At 41.7% G+C, this 18,288-nt stretch carries 21 protein-coding genes; all 21 read left to right on the top strand.

Annotated features, from left to right (window positions below; translation table 11 throughout):
* The first annotated feature begins 93 nt into the window (after positions 1-93).
* The 21 genes from DW720_RS03870 (at position 94) to DW720_RS03765 (ending at position 18,274) form a co-directional block, all read left to right on the top strand.
* Positions 94-3,129 carry an SrtB-anchored collagen-binding adhesin gene (locus DW720_RS03870; RefSeq protein WP_117971070.1) on the top strand — a complete coding sequence of 1,012 codons (3,036 nt, stop codon included), beginning with the start codon at positions 94-96 and terminating at the stop codon, positions 3,127-3,129.
* A 234-nt stretch (positions 3,130-3,363) separates the two neighbouring features.
* Positions 3,364-3,690, top strand: a complete 327-nt coding sequence (locus DW720_RS03860) for a YdcP family protein (protein ID WP_005339720.1) — start codon at positions 3,364-3,366, stop codon at positions 3,688-3,690.
* Between the two features lie 15 nt (positions 3,691-3,705).
* A complete protein-coding gene (locus DW720_RS03855) occupies positions 3,706-4,089 on the top strand; it encodes a YdcP family protein (protein ID WP_077707058.1) in 384 nt (127 codons plus the stop codon).
* A gap of 86 nt (positions 4,090-4,175) precedes the next feature.
* Positions 4,176-4,661: a DUF6560 family protein gene (locus DW720_RS03850; protein WP_004843350.1), complete on the top strand. Its 486-nt coding sequence runs from the start codon at positions 4,176-4,178 to the stop codon at positions 4,659-4,661.
* A gap of 91 nt (positions 4,662-4,752) precedes the next feature.
* The gene (locus tag DW720_RS03845; RefSeq protein WP_118749271.1) at positions 4,753-6,135 is read left to right on the top strand and encodes an FtsK/SpoIIIE domain-containing protein; all 1,383 of its coding nucleotides are present in this window, start codon (positions 4,753-4,755) and stop codon (positions 6,133-6,135) included.
* A gap of 3 nt (positions 6,136-6,138) precedes the next feature.
* Positions 6,139-6,555 (top strand): hypothetical protein, encoded by a 417-nt coding sequence (locus DW720_RS03840; RefSeq protein WP_009290089.1) that lies wholly within the window; start codon positions 6,139-6,141, stop codon positions 6,553-6,555.
* A gap of 244 nt (positions 6,556-6,799) precedes the next feature.
* Complete coding sequence (mobT, locus tag DW720_RS03835; RefSeq protein ID WP_003062030.1) at positions 6,800-7,996, top strand: MobT family relaxase; 1,197 nt, start codon at positions 6,800-6,802, stop codon at positions 7,994-7,996.
* A gap of 13 nt (positions 7,997-8,009) precedes the next feature.
* On the top strand, positions 8,010-8,144 hold the full coding sequence (locus DW720_RS03830; protein WP_003061156.1) for a DUF3789 domain-containing protein: 135 nt from the start codon (positions 8,010-8,012) through the stop codon (positions 8,142-8,144).
* 1 nt (position 8,145) lies between these two features.
* Entirely contained in the window at positions 8,146-8,367 is a 222-nt protein-coding gene (locus tag DW720_RS03825) for a hypothetical protein (RefSeq protein WP_003060793.1), read from the top strand.
* A 67-nt stretch (positions 8,368-8,434) separates the two neighbouring features.
* Positions 8,435-8,854, top strand: a complete 420-nt coding sequence (locus tag DW720_RS03820) for a nuclear transport factor 2 family protein (protein ID WP_003060053.1) — start codon at positions 8,435-8,437, stop codon at positions 8,852-8,854.
* Between the two features lie 90 nt (positions 8,855-8,944).
* Entirely contained in the window at positions 8,945-9,241 is a 297-nt protein-coding gene (locus DW720_RS03815; protein ID WP_008687105.1) for a hypothetical protein, read from the top strand.
* Positions 9,160-9,663 carry an antirestriction protein ArdA gene (locus tag DW720_RS03810; protein ID WP_003062492.1) on the top strand — a complete coding sequence of 168 codons (504 nt, stop codon included), beginning with the start codon at positions 9,160-9,162 and terminating at the stop codon, positions 9,661-9,663. The genes DW720_RS03815 and DW720_RS03810 overlap by 82 nt, the downstream gene beginning before the upstream one ends.
* Positions 9,664-9,680: 17 nt before the next feature.
* A complete protein-coding gene (locus DW720_RS03805; RefSeq protein WP_002323345.1) occupies positions 9,681-10,184 on the top strand; it encodes an antirestriction protein ArdA in 504 nt (167 codons plus the stop codon).
* A gap of 107 nt (positions 10,185-10,291) precedes the next feature.
* Positions 10,292-10,690: a conjugal transfer protein gene (locus DW720_RS03800; protein WP_003061368.1), complete on the top strand. Its 399-nt coding sequence runs from the start codon at positions 10,292-10,294 to the stop codon at positions 10,688-10,690.
* Positions 10,668-13,118 carry an ATP-binding protein gene (locus DW720_RS03795; RefSeq protein ID WP_003060327.1) on the top strand — a complete coding sequence of 817 codons (2,451 nt, stop codon included), beginning with the start codon at positions 10,668-10,670 and terminating at the stop codon, positions 13,116-13,118. The genes DW720_RS03800 and DW720_RS03795 overlap by 23 nt, the downstream gene beginning before the upstream one ends.
* The gene (locus DW720_RS03790; RefSeq protein WP_003060083.1) at positions 13,118-15,328 is read left to right on the top strand and encodes an MFS transporter; all 2,211 of its coding nucleotides are present in this window, start codon (positions 13,118-13,120) and stop codon (positions 15,326-15,328) included. Before DW720_RS03795 ends, DW720_RS03790 begins: the two co-directional genes overlap by 1 nt.
* Entirely contained in the window at positions 15,325-16,332 is a 1,008-nt protein-coding gene (locus tag DW720_RS03785) for a bifunctional lysozyme/C40 family peptidase (RefSeq protein WP_003059774.1), read from the top strand. The genes DW720_RS03790 and DW720_RS03785 overlap by 4 nt, the downstream gene beginning before the upstream one ends.
* A gap of 16 nt (positions 16,333-16,348) precedes the next feature.
* Positions 16,349-17,260, top strand: a complete 912-nt coding sequence (locus DW720_RS03780) for a conjugal transfer protein (protein ID WP_003062215.1) — start codon at positions 16,349-16,351, stop codon at positions 17,258-17,260.
* 144 nt (positions 17,261-17,404) lie between these two features.
* Positions 17,405-17,719: a DUF6442 family protein gene (locus tag DW720_RS03775; RefSeq protein ID WP_003061887.1), complete on the top strand. Its 315-nt coding sequence runs from the start codon at positions 17,405-17,407 to the stop codon at positions 17,717-17,719.
* 1 nt (position 17,720) lies between these two features.
* Complete coding sequence (locus DW720_RS03770; RefSeq protein ID WP_007286202.1) at positions 17,721-17,930, top strand: helix-turn-helix transcriptional regulator; 210 nt, start codon at positions 17,721-17,723, stop codon at positions 17,928-17,930.
* A 14-nt stretch (positions 17,931-17,944) separates the two neighbouring features.
* Positions 17,945-18,274 (top strand): DUF3784 domain-containing protein, encoded by a 330-nt coding sequence (locus DW720_RS03765; RefSeq protein ID WP_003061243.1) that lies wholly within the window; start codon positions 17,945-17,947, stop codon positions 18,272-18,274.
* Positions 18,275-18,288: the final 14 nt, after the last annotated feature.

Raw genomic sequence — 18,288 nt, 5'->3', positions numbered from 1 at the left:
TATGGAACGCCTAACATGACGTTCCTTTTCTATTTTCAGCCGTTCTTATGGGACGGCTATTTTATTACCCAAAATGAAAGGAGCATTAGATTTATGAAAAAGACATTGAAACGATTGTGTACGGGCTTCTTAGCTCTTGCAACTGTCGTTACTGCTTTACCGACGACACCCGTTCATGCAGAAAGCAAGCAATACTGGACGGAGTCAAAAGAGCGTGTCGGTATCGTTGAAAAAGTAATGAATGACGGTTCGATTGGTTCTACCTTTAACGAGGGACATTTGACCGTTGAGGGCGAGGACGCTTACTGTATCGACATTAACACAGATTTTAGGAACGGCTACAAGACCAGAGCTGACGCAAGCACCCGTATGAGTGCCGACCAGATAAGCGACGTTGCCTTATCCATCGAATATGTGAAACAGTACACAGACAGCCACAGCGGAATAAGCAACAATCATGCCTACCTTTTAAGACAGCTTGTTGTCTGGCAGAGATTGAGCGTACATCTAGGCTGGCAATGCGACAACGTGCGAGCTTCTTATGATGAAATTCCAAAGGCAACGCAGGACGAAGTTTTCTCTGGTGCAAGAGCCTTTATCAAAGAAAATAAGGGACGCTATGAATGTGGCGGTTATATCTACTCTGGCGAGGGGCAGGAATTGGGGCAATTCTGGGCGAAATTAAATGTCGGAAATGCGAAACTTAAAAAGACTTCCAGTAACACCAGCATTACAGACGGTAACGGAAATTACTCTATCGCTGGTGCAACATACGGTGTCTTTGCTGATAAGGACTGCACGAAACAGCTTGCCACCCTTACGACTGATAAAAACGGAAACACAGATGTTGCAGAGGTAAAGGCAGGCACAGTCTATATCAAGGAACTTTCTGCACCAGCAGGATATAAAGTAGATAAAAGAGTCTATCCATTGACAATCAAAGCTGGCGAAACAGCGACCTTGAACGTATCAGATACACCAAAGATAACAGACACTTTGATTGAGATTTTCAAGATTGATATGGAAACACAGAAAGACAATCCGCAGGGTAACGCTTCTCTAGCAGGTGCGGAATTTACATGGAAGTATTATGCAGGCTTCTATAACAAAGACAATCTCCCTGCCGAAGCTACTCGTACATGGGTTACAAAGATAATCGCTGAAACAGACAGCGACGGGACAACCCACTACCTCACAAAATTAGCGGACGCATACAAGGTATCTGGCGACAGTTTCTATATGCAGGACGGAAAAGCCGTTCTTCCACTTGGGACACTTACTGTTGAGGAAACAAAAGCTCCAAACGGCTACTTGTTAGACGGTGCATATATGCAAGCTGGCGATAAGTCTGAACAGATTAAGGGCTTATATGTAACACAGATTACCGAGGACGGCGACCTTGCCGTATTATCTGGAAGTAACCAGTTTTCCGTATCAGACAAGGTTATCCGTGGCGGTGTCAAAATTCAGAAACGAGATTTAGAAACGGGCGATACAAAGCCACAAGGAAGTGCCACTTTGAAAGATACAGCTTTTGACATCATTTCCTTAAATGAAAATGCGGTATTGGTTGATGGCAAGCTCTATAAGAAAAATGAAGTGGTAAAGACAATTCGTACAGATATTGAGGGTATCGCTTCTACTTCTGCTGACCTTTTACCTTATGGAAAATTCCGTATCGTTGAAAGTGAAGCTCCAAACGGATATTTGACAGACGGTGCAAAACCGATTGATTTTGCAATCACAGAAAATGGAACAATCGTGGACTTAACCGACGAAGCCCATTCTATCTATAATCAGATTAAGCGTGGCGATATTGAGGGCGTGAAAATCGGTGCAGGCACACACAAGCGTCTTGCTGATGTTCCCTTTAGGATCACAAGCAAGACGACGGGCGAAAATCATGTTGTGGTAACTGATGATAACGGGCAATTCTCCACTTCTGCTGACTGGGCTTCCCATAAGCACAATACCAACGCAGGCAAGACCAGCGAGGACGGTGTGTGGTTTGGGACTTCTGAACCAGACGACAGCAAAGGTGCGTTACCTTACGATACCTACATCATTGAAGAATTACGCTCTGATAGTAACAAAGGCTTTGAGCTTATCCCACCTTTTGAAATCGTGGTATCAAGAAATAATCTTGTGATTGATTTAGGGACGCTGACTGATGAATACGAAAAAGAAATCTCTATCCATACCACAGCGACCAGCAAGGACGGCGAAAAGACTATCCTTGCAGGAAAAGAGGTTACAATCGTTGATACTGTCAAATTAGACGGACTTACAAAAGGCACAAAGTATCAGTTGAAAGGCTGGCAGATGCTAAAGGAAGAAAACGCCGAGCTTATCATTGACGGGAAACGTGTAGAAAACGATTATACCTTTGTCGCTGATGATGAAGAAATGAAAGTGGAGATTTCCTATATATTCAATGCGTCTGCTTTAGGTGGCAAGAACCTTGTTACCTTTGAAGAATTGTATGATTTCAGCAATCCAGACGAACCCGTGAAAGTTGCGGAGCATAAAGACATTGAGGACGACGGGCAGACCGTTTTAATCACAGAGCGTATCATCAAAATTCATACGACTGCTACCGATAAGGACGGCAACAAAGAGCTTGAAGCTGGAAAAGAGGTAACAATCATTGATACCGTAACCTTAGAGGGCTTAGAAGTCGGTACACAGTACAAACTTGTGGGCTGGCAGATGTTGAAAGAAGAAAATGCAGAGCTTCTTATCAATGGAAAACGTGTGGAAAGTGATTACACTTTTACTGCTGATAGCGAAACTATGAAAGTGGAAGTTTCCTTTACCTTTGACGCTACTTCTCTTGACGGAAAACAGCTTGTAACTTTTGAAGAATTGTACGACTTGAGCAATCCAGACGAGCCGAAGAAAGTTACCGAGCATAAAGACATTGAGGATAAGGGACAGACGATTACCTTTAAGGAAAAACCCGAGAAACCCGAAACACCACAGACACCAGAAAAGCCTAGCAGACCTAGCGACAGTCCCAAAACGGGCGATAACACAAACCTTTACGGACTGCTTGCACTTCTTTTGACCTCTGGTGCTGGACTGGCAGGTATCTTCTTCTACAAACGCCGTAAAATGAAAAAATCATAAGGCGGTAACGGTATGATGAAAGAAAAATCACGCTCTCCGCCGAAGCTGTCAAACGGCAGACTTTTGCTTATTCTGGCTTGTCTGCTACTTACTTGCAAGAACACGGATAGTCAAGGGTGCGTAAGCATTGATTTTACCCTTTACTATCTGGGGGATTGCTGGTACTTCCCAAACCGCCAGAATAAGAAATCACAATCAATTTATCAAAAATAGAAAGAAACGAGGTAAAACAATATGGAAATGAAATATGTCGTGCCAGATATGGCACAGTCTTTTGGAACTCTTGAATTTGCAGGCGAAAGCGAGCCAGTCTTTGAAAGAGATAAAAATAACCGCAGGGTCTTAGCCAGACGAAGCTATAACCTTTATTCTGACGTACAGAAAGGCGAAAATGTTGTGGTGGAAATTCCCGTGCAGGCTGGCGAAAAGAAGTTCAAGTATGAGCAGAAAGTAAAACTTGTCAATCCGAAGTTATACGGCAGAGGTTACGCAATCGGAGATATGGGACATACCGATTATGTGTTAGTTGCTGATGATATTGTAGCAGTTGAAGAAAAGTAAAGGAGTGAAGAATTTATGAGATTATCAAACGGGTTTGTTATTGACAGAGAGAAAACATTTGGAGAATTAAAATTTACAGCGGTGCGTGATGTGTTCTTACAGAATGAGGACGGGACACCGAGTACCCAGCTAAAAAAACGTATCTATGATTTGAAGTGCAGTCTGCATGGTGGAATTATCCCCGTGTCTGTACCGCCAGAAGTACCGTTAAGGGAATTTCCGTACAATGCAGTCGTGGAACTTGTCAATCCCGTAGCCGATACTGTATCACGAAAAACCTATATGGGTGCAGATGTGGACTGGTATGTAAAGGCAGAGGATATTGTGTTGAAGAATAAAGGTAATCAGAACGCAGGCAATCCACAGAACCCTACACCACAGGGACAGCCGAAGAAATAGGATTGTTGGATAGATTTTCGTTGTAGCGGATATATAAAACTGTTATAATATGGGTATGAAAAATTTAATTATAAGGAGTGCTGTTTATGATAAGAGCTATTATATTTGCTGTATTCGTTGTCCCTATTATATCTCTCGTATTAGATAAGACACAAAAAGCAACTAAAAAAGAAAAATTCACAAATACTGTTTTTGTATCACACGCCTATCAAACAGTATGTCATATTTGTTCATTGATAATGGTAGGAATTGCAATAGCTTTAGGATTGTTCATGGGATTTGATAATACGGTGGGACACTCTGTTGTTTTTGCTATTTTTGTTCTATTGATTGAATTTTGTGCGTGGGCATTAAAAAGACATAAGGTAGTAATTGACGGAAATAATTTGCGTATTACTCCTGCTGTTGGAAGAACAAGAGAAATTTCATTTAATGATATTTCCCGTTGCACAGAAAAAGAGCAAATAGGATTGAAAATATTTGTAGGAAACAAAAAAATTTGTACAGTTTCTTGCGACTGTGTTGGATATAAAGAATTTCTTGAAATGTTAAAAGAGAAAAATTTACTCTAATACGTTTCGCCCAAATAAACAGTTATATTATTTTAGCAGTTAGTCTTAGGATTGACTGCTTTTTTCATACCCAGAAAGGAGTGATTGATTTATGCGTAAGATTTGGAACAAAGGACACCGTATCAGAGCCAGCGACAAGCACCTTGTCTACCACTTTTCCATAGGGACGCTTCTGTTTGTATTCGTGGCGGTTCTCCTGCTACTCAATATCAAACAGCTCATGCGTACCGATTGGGAGCATTTCGGCTTGTTTGAGAACGGCTTGACGCTCTCCCCATACAACTTCATAACTATACTGATAGCGACTGGTGTTTGTGCATTGGTCGCTTTTCTGTATTACCGCTTCAGTTACGATAGTTTCAAGAAGCTCCTGCACCGTCAAAAGCTGGCAAGAATGATACTGGAAAATAAGTGGTATGAAGCCGATACCGTACAAGACAGCGGTTTTTTTACTGACCTGCAAAGCAGATCAAGGGAAAAAATTGTCTGGTTTCCAAAGATTTATTATCAAATGGAAAAAGGCTTGCTTCATATCCGTTGTGAAATTACGCTGGGGAAATATCAAGACCAGCTTTTACGGTTAGAGGATAAATTGGAAAGTGGCTTGTATTGTGAGCTGACCGACAAGACCTTACATGACGGTTATATCGAATATACCCTGCTTTATGATATGATAGCGAACCGCATTACCATTGATGAAGTACGGGCAGAAAACGGCAGTCTGAAACTGATGAACAATCTTGTCTGGGAATATGACGCACTCCCTCACGCTCTGATTGCTGGTGGAACTGGTGGCGGTAAAACGTATTTTCTTCTGACGCTCATTGAAGCCTTACTGCATACCAACGCTGTCCTTTATATCTTAGACCCGAAGAACGCTGACCTTGCAGACTTAGGGACTGTTATGGGAAATGTGTATCACACCAAAGAAGAAATGATAGATTGCGTCAATGCCTTTTATGAGGGCATGGTACAGCGAAGTGAGGAAATGAAGCGACACCCAAACTATAAGACGGGCGAAAACTACGCCTATCTGGGACTGCCACCCTGCTTTCTTATCTTTGATGAATATGTAGCATTTTTTGAAATGCTGGGGACGAAAGAAAGCGTGGGCTTACTTAGCCAGTTAAAGAAAATCGTTATGTTGGGACGACAAGCAGGATATTTCCTTATCGTTGCCTGCCAGCGTCCAGACGCAAAGTATTTCTCGGACGGTATCAGAGATAATTTCAATTTCCGTGTGGGATTGGGGCGTATCAGCGAATTAGGTTATGGTATGCTGTTCGGTTCAGATGTGAAAAAGCAGTTTTTCCAGAAGCGTATCAAGGGGCGTGGCTATTGTGATGTGGGAACAAGCGTTATCAGTGAGTTTTACACGCCTTTAGTCCCGAAAGGACATGACTTTTTACAAACAATCGGCAGGCTTGCACAAGAAAGACAAGTCATGCCAGAACAACAAGGAAAGGAGAACTAACTCATGGAAATAAAAGAAATCAATAAAATAATACAATCAGATGATAAAGACGAGAAAGCTAAGAGCGTAAAATGTATCTGTATCAATTATGGAGATTTTCTAGCCGATTGCGAGGGATTTGTGCAGAAACGTTATCACGATTTTAAATGTAATCCAAAACATCAGTTTGAGAAAAAAGCTGATACTATTCTTGAAAATGCAATTCACGAAAAAAACTTCATGCCCGATTTGTTCTTGATACGCTTAAATAGAAAACAGTCGGCTTGCAACAGCCAGATTGATTTTGTTTTTGAATTGCTTGATAAGTCTTTTCTGGAAACAGACCCTATCCGTAAAAGTGAAATATCAGAAGAAACATTAAATTTATGTTTATCCGCTGATGTTTCATTCATCATGGTTTACATTGGTATGAACAGGTAGGATAAGTTCTGCCTGCACAACGGCAGGAACGGTCGGCGGAGCAAATACGACCGTGGAAGCCGTTTTGCAGAGCAGGGCTTGTCCCTGCTCTGCTGATGAACCCCTCGGTATCTAACAGAGGGGTACGTTTGCAAATAGACAATAGACAAAAAACATAGGAAACATAAGGCTTCTGGCATGGTTTTCTAGCAAAAATCGGCTGTGAAGTCGCCTTAAAAAACTTCACACTTTACAGATTGGGGGTATGGTTCTGAATGAAGAACAACGGATAAAAGAATTACGGGAGAAACGGATTGCTTACGGTATCTCACAAGGCAGGCTGGCGGTGGCTTCTGGTATCACAAGGGAATATTTCAACAAGATAGAAAGTGGAAAAATGAAGCCGTCAAAGGAACTTCTGGAAACTCTGCATAAGGAACTGGCAAGGTTCAATCCAGAAGTACCGCTTACCATGCTGTTTGATTATGTGAAAATTCGTTTTCCCACGCTGGATATACAGCACATCATCAAAGATATATTAAAACTGAATATCAATTATATGCTCCATGAAGATTACGGACATTACAGTTATACGGAGCATTATTCTTTAGGGGACATCTTTATCTATACGTCGGCTGACGAAGAAAAAGGTGTCCTTTTAGAGTTAAAGGGGCGTGGTTGCCGACAGTTTGAAAGTTACCTGCTGGCACAACAAAGAAGTTGGTATGACTTTCTCATGGACGCACTCATAGACGGTGGCGTGATGAAGCGTATCGACCTTGCTATCAACGACCATACGGGTATTTTGGATATTCCAGAGCTTGCGGAAAAATGCAGGAAACGGGAATATATCGGAAAGTCCAGAAGTTATAAGTTTTATCAGTCGGGCGAGCTTATCAAGCATAGAGAGGACGACAGAGAATATATGGGACGCACCCTTTATCTTGGTTCGCTAAAATCAGATGTGTATTTCTGTATCTATGAAAAGGACTATGAGCAGTACGTCAAGTTAGGGACACCGCTGGAAGAAGCCGACATTATCAACCGTTTTGAGATACGGCTTAGAAATGAACGTGCCTATTATGCAGTACGAGATTTGCTGACCTATTATGACGCAGAGCAGACTGCCTTTTCTATCATCAACCAGTATGTGCGGTTTGTTGATGAAGAAGCAGACAAGCGAAAAAATGACTGGAAACTCAATGACCGCTGGGCGTGGTTTATCGGCGATAACAGACAGAGCTTGAAGCTGACGACAAAGCCAGAGCCTTACACCTTAGACCGTACATTGCGGTGGGTACAACGGCAGGTAGCACCGACCTTGAAAATGCTGAAAAGGATTGATAAGGGAAACGGAACAGACTACATGAAAACTATCGAACAGCAGGCAAAGCTCACAGAAAAGCATGAAATGATAATCAAACAGCAGACGACCCCTGCAAAAGATTTAGTAGAAAGTTAGGAGTGATGAAAAAATGTGGGAATTATTGAAAGACTTCCTGCTGGTATCTGTTGGAACGGGTATCGGCGTAGCCTTGATGTGTATTTTAAGTGTTGGCAAAGGAGCTGACTATGAAATGAAGAAATTAAAAGAAAGCGAGGACAAATAACATGAATTTCGGGCAAAATTTGTATCAATGGTTTTTAAGCAACGCACAGAGCTTAGTGCTTATGTCGATTGTGGTTATCGGTATCTACTTAGGGTTCAAGCGTGAGTTTTCAAAACTTATCGGTTTCTTGGTAGTTGCCTTGATTGCTGTCGGCTTGGTATTCAATGCTGGCGGTGTGAAAGATGTACTGTTAGAGCTGTTCAATAAGATTATCGGTGCATAAAATTTTATTGTGGGGCTGATGTATGGGTGCTATAATGTGAAAAAAGAAGTAATCGAGGTGTTCTATTTTGAATGAGAGAGAAAAAATTATTCGTTTATGGTTTGATATGTGGTTGAAACAGCAAGACTTAGGAATAGATAAAATTTTTACAGAAGATGTTGTTTATACGGAAAGCTGGTGTCCTAAATATGAAAATCTTAAAACAGTAAAACATTGGTTTAATGAATGGAATACTCGTGGTAAAGTCATTATTTGGGATATTAAACAGTTCTTTCATAAAGAAAATCAAACTGTCGTAGAATGGTATTTTAAAAATGAAATGAATACGGGAAGCGTTGAAGAATTTGACGGTATTTCCTTAATTGAATGGACAGAAGATAACAAAATCAAATCATTAAAAGAATATGGTTGCAATCTGAATAACTATAATCCATATCAACACAGCGATAACCCTCAATTTAGAGATGAAAAAACAAACTGGTTTTAAAACTTAATCAAATTATATCCATATACATAAAGCAGTTAGTCTTAGGATTGACTGCTTTTTTCTTACCTAAAATCAGATTGGAGTGATGAAATGAGCGATATTTTTAAGGATATGCAGGCAAACGTCGGCTGTGATTATATTTCTAACCTGCCCTCTTACAAGCGTAAAGTGTGGCATGAAATGAAGCGATTACCGCTTACGAATTATGATATAAAACAGTTAGAAGATTTTTCAAAGTATGTGTTTGGTATGTCGTACCAGAGCTTAAAAGATGTGATGAAGCAACAGAAAGGACGTGAGGAACAATGCAGGAAACAAGGGTGCTGGTGGAAACGAGAGGAACAACTGGCGAAGAAACAATATCATACTGGTTCGACCTGCCGATAGATGTTGCCGAGTTTGAAGAAAAGTTAGGTATCGGTGCAGAAAGTGGGGATTATCGTATTATCGAAAAGGTGTTGCCTTATGCTGATGAAGTCCACGAACACACCAGCGTGTACCAGCTCAACGAATTAGATTTTATGTACCGCCAGCTTTCAAGTGATATGCAGGAAGAATATGTATCACTACTTACGGTGTTTGAAAATTTAGAAGCACTTTATATTTGCAGGAACGTGATTATTGTTTATCCCGACTGTAAAAGCATGATAGATGTTGCAAGGCAAAAGCTGATGAACGACCCGATGTTCAAGCATTTATCCGAGGACTGTCAAGAATACTACTTTGACTTTGAAGCCTACGCTTCTCACTTGCAGGAACACGGGAAATTTTTAGTAACAGAACACGGTATCTTTGAACTGCCAGAGTAGGAAATGAGGTGGTGCTTATGATTGATGATATGGCGGTTTATATTGCTAATCTTGGCAAATACAATGAGGGCTATTTAGTCGGTGCTTGGTTCACGTTCCCCATTGACGAGGAAGATGTGAAAGAAAAAATCGGCTTGAATGAACAGTATGAGGAATACGCTATCCATGATACCGACAACTTTCCCATTGCGATTGGCGAGTATGTTTCCATTGAAGAACTCAATGAGATGTATGAAATGATAGAGGAACTTCCCGACTATATTGTAGAGTGTCTGGACGAATTTATCAGCCACTATGGGACGCTGGAAGAAGTCGTGGAACATAAGGACGATATTTACTATTATCCCGACTGTGAAACCATGACAGATGTTGCCTACTACTACATAGACGAATTGCAGGCACTTGGGGACATTCCACCCAGCTTACAGAATTACATTGACTATGAAGCCTACGGGCGAGATTTGGATATGGGCGGTTGCTTTATTGAAACAAGCCGAGGTATGTGCGAGATACCATATTAACGCTGGAAGATCAGCGACAAGCATTGTTGCTACTGACAGCGTATTTCTCTTTAAGGGACAGTCTGAAAATGGCTGTCCTTTTCTATTTTGAAAGGAGCTGAAAGAACTTGAAAAAGATTAAAAGCTACACGGGTATCTGGAACGTGGAAAAAGTCTTGTATGCAATCAATGACTTTAACTTACCCTTTCCCGTTACTTTTACACAGATTACATGGTTTGTGATTACGGAATTTATCATCATTCTGTTTGGGGATATTCCCCCACTTTCCATGATTGAGGGAGCATTTCTCAAATACTTTGGTATTCCCGTTGCTCTCACTTGGTTCATGTCGCAGAAAACCTTTGACGGAAAGAAGCCGTACAGCTTTTTGAAATCACAGATAACCTATGCCCTGCGACCAAAAATCACTTATGCAGGAAAAGCCGTAAAACTGCATAAGCAGATATTGAATGAAACAATCACGGCAGTAAGGAGTGTGAACTATGTTCCCGATAAAATATATTGACAATAACCTTGTCTGGAACAAGGACAATGAGGTGTTCGCCTACTATGAGCTGATACCATACAACTATTCTTTTCTATCCGCAGAGCAGAAATTTATCGTGCATGACAGTTTCCGACAGCTTATCGCACAGTCCCGTGAGGGTAAAATTCATGCGTTGCAGATTGCCACAGAAAGCTCAATCCGCAGTATGCAGGAACAGTCAAAGAAGCTGGTAACTGGAAAATTAAAGGAAGTTGCCTGCCAGAAGATAGACGAACAGACCGAAGCGTTAGTATCTATGATTGGGGACAATCAAGTGGACTACCGCTTTTTTCTTGGCTTTAAGCTCATGGTTACGGAAGAACAGCTCAATCTGAAGAACATCAAAAAATCGGTGTGGCTGACGTTCACAGAATTTCTCCATGAAGTGAACCACACGCTGATGAATGATTTTGTTTCCATGCCGAATGATGAAATCAACCGTTACATAAAAATGGAAAAGTTACTGGAAAATAAAATCTCCCGTCGCTTTAAGGTGCGTCGCTTGGAAATCCATGATTTTGGGTATCTCATGGAACATCTTTACGGCAGGGACGGTATCGCTTATGAAGATTATGAGTACCAGCTACCAAAGAAAAAATTGAACAAAGAGACGCTGATAAAATACTACGACCTTATCCGTCCGACAAGGTGTGTGATTGAGGAAAGCCAGCGGTATTTACGATTGGAACATGAGGACAAGGAAAGCTATGTGTCCTATTTTACCGTCAATGCGATTGTAGGAGAGCTTGATTTTCCGTCGTCTGAAATCTTCTATTTCCAGCAACAGCAATTCACATTCCCCGTTGATACGAGCATGAATGTAGAAATCGTGGAAAATCGGAAAGCATTAACGACCGTCCGCAACAAGAAAAAGGAACTGAAAGACCTTGATAATCACGCCTATCAAGCAGGAAGTGAAACCAGCTCAAATGTGGTGGACGCTTTAGACAGCGTGGACGAGCTGGAAACTGATTTAGACCAGACAAAAGAAAGTATGTATAAGTTAAGCTACGTCATACGGGTGTCTGCACCCGATCTTGACGAGCTGAAACGCCGTTGTGATGAAGTCAAGGACTTTTACGACGACCTCAATGTAAAGCTGGTGCGTCCTGCTGGGGATATGCTGGGGCTTCATTCTGAATTTTTACCAGCCAGCAAGCGATATATCAATGACTATGTGCAGTATGTAAAATCAGATTTTTTAGCTGGGCTTGGCTTTGGTGCGACACAGCAGTTAGGAGAAACTACGGGTATCTATATGGGCTATTCTGTTGATACGGGAAGAAATGTGTACCTGCAACCGTCCCTTGCCAGTCAAGGTGTAAAAGGTACAGTTACCAACGCTTTAGCGTCTGCTTTTGTCGGTTCGCTTGGCGGTGGGAAATCGTTCTGTAACAATCTTCTGGTATATTATGCGGTGCTGTTTGGCGGTCAAGCACTTCTGTTAGACCCTAAAAGTGAGCGTGGTAACTGGAAAGAAACGCTCCCAGAGATTGCACATGAAATCAATATCGTAAATCTTACCAGCGATAAGGACAATGCAGGGCTTCTTGACCCGTTTGTGATTATGAAGAATGTAAAAGACGCTGAAAGTCTGGCAATCGACATCTTAACATTCCTTACGGGTATTTCTTCAAGGGACGGCGAAAAATTCCCCGTACTTCGTAAGGCAGTACGCTCCGTTACCCAGAGCGACAGTCGGGGCTTGCTCCATGTGATAGACGAGCTACGCCGTGAAGATACGCCCATATCAAGAAATATCGCAGACCATATCGACAGCTTCACGGACTACGACTTTGCACACCTGCTGTTTTCAGACGGTACGGTAGAAAATGCTATCAGTCTGGATAATCAGCTCAATATCATTCAAGTAGCCGACCTTGTACTGCCAGATAAAGATACCACTTTTGAAGAATACACGACCATTGAATTGTTGTCTGTGTCTATGCTGATTGTGATTAGTACCTTTGCCCTTGATTTTATCCATTCGGACAGAAGCATTTTTAAGATTGTCGATTTAGACGAAGCGTGGGCGTTCTTAAATGTGGCACAAGGAGAAACCTTATCAAATAAGCTGGTTCGTGCTGGGCGAGCTATGCAGGCAGGCGTTTATTTCGTTACCCAGTCTGCCTATGACGTGTCAAAGGAAAGTCTGAAAAACAATATCGGCTTAAAGTTTGCATTTAGAAGCACGGATATAAACGAGATAAAGCAGACCTTAGAGTTTTTCGGTATCGACAAGGACGATGAGAACAACCAGAAACGCTTGCGTGATTTGGAGAACGGACAATGCTTATTGCAGGACTTATACGGGCGTGTCGGTGTGGTGCAGATACACCCAGTCTTTGAAGAACTGCTACACGCCTTTGATACCAGACCGCCCGTACAGAGAAATGAGGTGGAGTGATGAAAGAAAGGATAAAAGGTGTGTTCACAAAAAAGAAGATTTTCCACTTTCTCAAAATGGCTCTGTTCGTGGTGGCACTCTCCCTTATCCTGCTTTCACTTTTGGGGACGGTGGCTCATGCGACGGGGCTTGTAGACGATACCATAAACGCAGAAAATCTTTATTCAAAATATCCCCTTTCCAACTACCAGCTTGATTTTTTCGTCGATAATAGCTGGTCGTGGCTTCCGTGGAACTGGCTCGACGGTATCGGAAAATCGGTACAATACGGGCTGTACTGCATTACCAACTTTGTCTGGACTATCAGTTTGTATTTGAGTAATGCAACGGGCTATGTGGTGCAGGAAGCCTATAAGCTGGACTTCATCAATGATATGGCAGACAGTATCGGAAAGAGCATACAGACCCTTGCAGGCGTTACCGAGAACGGCTTTTCTTCTACGGGCTTCTATGTTGGTTTCCTGCTTCTCATTATCTTAGTGGTGGGAATGTACGTTGCTTATACGGGACTGATAAAACGGGAAACCAGCAAAGCACTTCACGCTGTTATCAACTTTGTGGTGGTGTTCGTGCTGTCCGCTTCATTTATTGCTTATGCTCCCGACTATATCAAGAAGATAAATGAATTTTCATCAGACATCAGTACCGCTTCTTTGGATTTGGGAACAAAAATCATGCTCCCTAACTCCGACAGCGAGGGTAAGGACAGCGTGGACTTGATACGGGACAGCCTATTTTCTATTCAAGTGGAACAGCCGTGGCTCTTGCTTCAATTCGGGAACAGCAACGCAGAAGAAATCGGGACAGACCGTGTAGAAGCTCTCGTATCGGCAAGTCCAGAGGACGAGGACGGGAAAACCAGAGAGGAAGTCGTGAAAACAGAAATCGAGGACAACGACAATAACAATCTGACAATACCGCAGGTCGTGAACCGTTTGGGTATGGTGTTCTTCCTCTTGTTCTTTAACTTGGGTATCACGATATTTGTATTCTTGCTTACGGGCATGATGTTGTTCAGCCAGATACTTTTTATTATCTTTGCAATGTTTTTACCTATCAGTTTTTTACTTTCCATGATACCGAGCTATGAAAGCATGGCAAAGCAGGCAATCGTGAGAGTATTTAATACCATAATGACACGGGCAGGAATAACGCTCATTGTAACGGTGGCATTTAGTATTTCCAGTATGTTTTACAACATTTCCACAGACTACCCATTCTTTATGGTGGCGTTCTTGCAGATAGTATGTTTCGCTGGTATCTACATGAAGCTGGGCGACTTAATGAGTATGTTCTCACTTAATGCTGGCGACAGTCAAAGCATGGGACGACGCATATTCCGCAGACCGTATCTGTTTATGCGACATCGGGCTAGGCGTATGGAACACCGTATTGCAAGGGCGGTAAGTGCTGGCGGTATTTCGGGCGGTGTAGCTGGTGCGGTGGCTGGAAGTGCCGTTGCTGGCAAGAGAGCCGAAAGAAAAAATACGGCTTCTAAAGAAAATCGGGGCAATACCACTTCCAGCATGGGACAGCGTGCAGGTTCAAAAGTCGGTGCTGTTTTAGATACGAAAAATAAAGTGAAAGACAAGGCAAACGCTGTCAAAGAGAATATCAAGGATATGCCGACACAGACCGCTTATGCGGTGTATTCCGCAAAGGAAAAGGCAAAGTCCAGCGTGTCCGACTTCAAGCGTGGCATGGTGCAGGAACAGCAGTCCAGACAGACGGGACGCTTGGAAAAGCAGGAACAGCGTAAGAAAAATATCGCTGACAAACGTATGGAGCTTCAAAAGGCACAAGAAGCAAGGCAGGTACAGCGAAAGGCTGACGGATCAGCGACAACGGGAGCTACCCGTCCCCATGAGCGACCAGTCACAGCTTCAACCATTCCAAAGCCGAGTGTTGAAAAAATGCAGGAAGTCAAACGCCCAGCCACAGCTCCAACTCCGAAAGCAAGTGAGCCAGTCAAGACAAATGTTATCAAAGAGCGTCCGTTATCTTCTGGTGCTTCTGATAAGAAAGCACCCCAGCCTACACAGACAGTACATAGGCAGAATGTAGAAAAAGTGGTATCGCAGGAAACACGCCAGAATGACACCAAAGACCGCAGGATAAAGGTTCAGCAGACCCAGAGCGTCCAGAAGAACCAGCAGACCATAGAGAAAACCCGTAACCTTGTAACGAAGAAAGGACAGAAGAAAAAATGAAACTGAAACATATCGCTATCATTGGCAGTCTGTTTCCTATCCTCTTTTCTCTGGTGCTTTTCTTTGGCGTCCTCATTAGTGCGGACAGCGACGACGAGAACAGCAATTTTTCTTCTGGCATTACGGGTATGAACCTATCCGCAGAAGTCTTGAAACATCAGCCTATGGTAGAAAAATACGCCAGAGAAAACGGTATCTCCGAGTATGTCAATGTGTTACTTGCTATCATTCAAGTAGAAAGTGGCGGTACGGCAGAAGATGTTATGCAGAGTTCGGAAAGTCTTGGTTTACCGCCTAATTCCTTAGATACGGAAAGCTCAATCAAGCAGGGGTGTAAGTATTTTGCGTCCCTGCTTTCTTCCTGCAAAAATCAAGGTATCGACGACTTGAATGTAGCGATACAGTCTTATAACTATGGCGGTGGCTATGTGGGATATGTGGCAGGAAAAGGAAAAAAACACACTTTTAATCTTGCAGAGAGCTTCGCCCGTGAGAAATCGGGTGGAAAGAAAGTAACCTACACCAACCCGATAGCCGTTGCTAAGAATGGGGGCTGGCGGTATGGCTATGGAAATATGTTCTATGTGGAAGTAGTCAATCAGTATTTAGCAGTTCCGCAGGTATCGGGAGAACTGGCACAAAAGGTAATGAATGAAGCGTTGAAATATCAAGGCTGGAAGTATGTGTATGGTGGCAGTAACCCGAATACTTCCTTTGATTGTTCGGGATTGACGCAATGGTGCTATGGAAAAGCTGGTATCTCCTTACCGAGAACAGCACAAGCACAGTATGACGCAACCCAACATCTGCCACTCTCGCAGGCAAAAGCAGGCGATTTGGTGTTTTTCCATTCCACCTATAACGCTGGTTCGTATGTAACACACGTCGGTATTCTTGTTTCGCCGACACAGATGTACCACGCAGGCGACCCGATAGGATATGCAGACCTAAGTAGTAGTTACTGGCAACAGCACTTAATCGGTGCAGGACGAGTAAAACAATAGAAAGGACTTGAAAAATATGTTTAAGAAGAATAAGAAACAGACAGAAACTATCAAAGAACCAAAAGAAAAAAAGGTGCGTACTGTCAAGGTAGGCACACATAAGAAAACCGTGATTGCGTTGTGGGTGGTGCTTGTCGCAAGCGTGAGCTTTGGGGTGTATAAGAATTTTACGGCTATCGACCAGCACACCACCCATGAAAAAGAAATCATTGAACTTTGCTTGCAGGACACCAACGGGATAGAAAATTTCGTGAAAAACTTTGCGAAGTCCTATTACACATGGGATAACAGCAAAGAAGCTATCGAAGCAAGGACGCAGGCAATCAGCGGTTATCTGACAAAGGAATTGCAGGACTTAAATGTAGACACCATTAGAACCGATATACCGACCAGCTCCACGGTTACAGATGTGATTGTATGGCATATCGAGCAATCGGGAGCGGACACTTTTTCTGCTACCTACGAAGTAGATCAGCAGATAAAAGAGGGAGAACAGACAAGCAATGTGAAAGCAACCTATACTGTAAAAGTCTATGTGGACGCAGACGGGGATATGGTAATCGTTCAAAACCCTACCCTTGCACCAGCAGTTGAAAAATCAGACTATGAGCCTAAGACACCAGAAGCAGACGCAAGCGTGGACGCTGATACGGTAAATGACGCTACCGCTTTTCTGGAAACATTCTTTAAGCTGTACCCAACAGCGACGGAAAAAGAGCTTGCTTACTATGTATTGGGAAATGTGATTGAACCTATCGGCAGGGACTACCTTTATTCTGAACTGGTAAACCCTATCTTTATAAAGGACGGCGACAATGTGAAAGTCAAGGTTGCGGTAAAATTCATTGATAATCAGACAAAAGCGACGCAGGTATCGCAGTATGAGCTTGTGCTACATAAGGATAGTAACTGGAAGATTGTAGGATAAATGATATAGCGTGCATTTCCTATCAGATTTGCACGCTTTTACAAAACGACAAGAAAACTGTGCAAAAATATTGACTTGTAATGACCGAATGCTATAATATAAATGACAAGTGTACTTGGTATTATTTGAAGGGAGCGTTATATAATGGATAAAGAAAAAATACTATCACAAAACAAAAAAGAGAATCTATATCTTGATGAATACGAAAAACATATTAAACTTCAAGGGAAATCTTTTGGCTTAATGTTTGTTTTATTTATCTGCATTTTAATTCTTTTCATTAAAGCAGTTTGTAAAGAACCTTACTATGACATAATGACAATTATTGGGTCTGTGGCATTTGGCTCTATGGGTTATGAAGCACATATTTCAAAAAATAAATCCAAATTTGTTATTGCTTTATTCTTTTTTCTATTTATGGGGTATTACTTTTATAAATTTTTAATGGTAGGTTTATAGAATGGACGAACATTTAATTTTGCGAAACAGATTAAAAACTGTACGAAAAGAAAAAAAATTATCACAAACAGAATTAGCTGAACTAGTCGGGGTTTCTCGGAATACAGTTAGTTCTATTGAAACTGGACAATTTAATCCAACAGCAAAATTGGCATTAGTGCTTTGTATAGCTTTAGATAAAAAATTTGAAGAATTATTTTATTTTGATTAAAGGAGAGAACGATTATGGAATTAGAGGAATTGATTGTTGAAATAGTTATAGGATTGTTTTTACTTTTTACATCTTATCAAATAGGTATAAAAGAGAATATTACTTTATTACATGGTTATCATTATACACAACTTGACCCTAAAGATAAAAAGGTGTTTACAAAAAAAATAGGAATAGGCACTTTACTGGTTAGTATTGGTATTCTTGTTATGCCGATTATCAATTTAATCTCTCATTCTGAATTAGGCTATTACATAGGTCTTATTTTGATTGTTGTAGGAGTGTTTTATATCATATTCATCATTGTAAAATACAATGGAAAACTTATTAGCTTTAAAAAGTAGAATTGAGGTATGAA

This window comes from Clostridium sp. AM27-28, assembly GCF_003480955.1.
GTDB classification, from domain to species: domain Bacteria; phylum Bacillota; class Clostridia; order Lachnospirales; family Lachnospiraceae; genus Otoolea; species Otoolea fessa.
The sequence above is the reverse complement of the archived record's forward strand: the minus strand, read 5'-3'. Positions and strand labels throughout refer to the sequence as shown.